At 52.7% G+C, this 1,022-nt stretch carries 1 protein-coding gene; it reads right to left on the bottom strand.

Annotation, left to right across the window (positions count from 1 at the left end):
* Positions 1 to 1,022: elongation factor Tu (tuf, locus tag K5I40_RS23745; protein WP_052246271.1), on the bottom strand; the 1,022-nt coding region annotated here is incomplete at both ends.

Here is a 1,022-nt window from a genome sequence, read left to right as displayed (position 1 = left end):
TCCATCGCGATTGGGTGGATCAGGGTAACAACCATTTTGATGTTGTCGCCTGGCATTACCATCTCAACGCCTTCTGGCAGTTCGATGGTACCGGTCACGTCAGTAGTACGGAAGTAGAACTGTGGACGGTAGCCTTTGAAGAACGGAGTATGACGGCCGCCTTCGTCTTTGGACAGAATGTACACTTCAGATTCGAACTTGGTGTGTGGCTTGATTGAGCCTGGCTTAGCCAGAACCTGACCACGTTCGATTTCTTCACGTTTGATACCACGCAGCAGAACACCAACGTTCTCACCGGCACGGCCTTCGTCCAGCAGTTTGCGGAACATTTCAACGCCGGTACAGGTAGACTTCGCAGTCTCTTTGATACCAACGATTTCAACTTCTTCACCAACTTTGATGATACCGCGCTCTACACGACCGGTAACAACGGTACCACGACCGGAGATGGAGAATACGTCTTCGATTGGCAGCAGGAATGGCTTGTCAATCGCACGCTCTGGTTCCGGGATGTAAGAATCCAGGTAGCCAGCCAGTTCGATGATTTTCTCTTCCCACTCAGCTTCGCCTTCCAGCGCTTTCAGAGCAGAACCACGAACGATTGGAGTGTCGTCGCCCGGGAAGTCGTACTGGGACAGAAGTTCACGAACTTCCATTTCTACCAGTTCCAGCAGCTCTTCGTCATCAACCATGTCGCATTTGTTCAGGAACACGATGATGAAAGGAACGCCTACCTGACGACCCAGCAGGATGTGCTCACGGGTCTGAGGCATCGGGCCGTCAGTCGCAGCAACAACCAGGATCGCGCCGTCCATCTGCGCAGCACCGGTGATCATGTTTTTAACATAGTCGGCGTGGCCCGGGCAGTCTACGTGTGCGTAGTGGCGAGTCGGGGTGTCGTATTCAACGTGGGAAGTGTTGATGGTGATACCACGAGCTTTTTCTTCTGGTGCGTTATCGATCTGGTCGAATGCACGAGCAGAACCACCGTAGGTTTTTGCCAGAACGGTAGTGATTGCAGC

The organism is Leclercia sp. LTM14 (assembly GCF_023736175.1).
GTDB classification, from domain to species: Bacteria; Pseudomonadota; Gammaproteobacteria; order Enterobacterales; family Enterobacteriaceae; genus Enterobacter; species Enterobacter barmai.
This window is presented reverse-complemented; position numbering and strand designations above follow the sequence as displayed.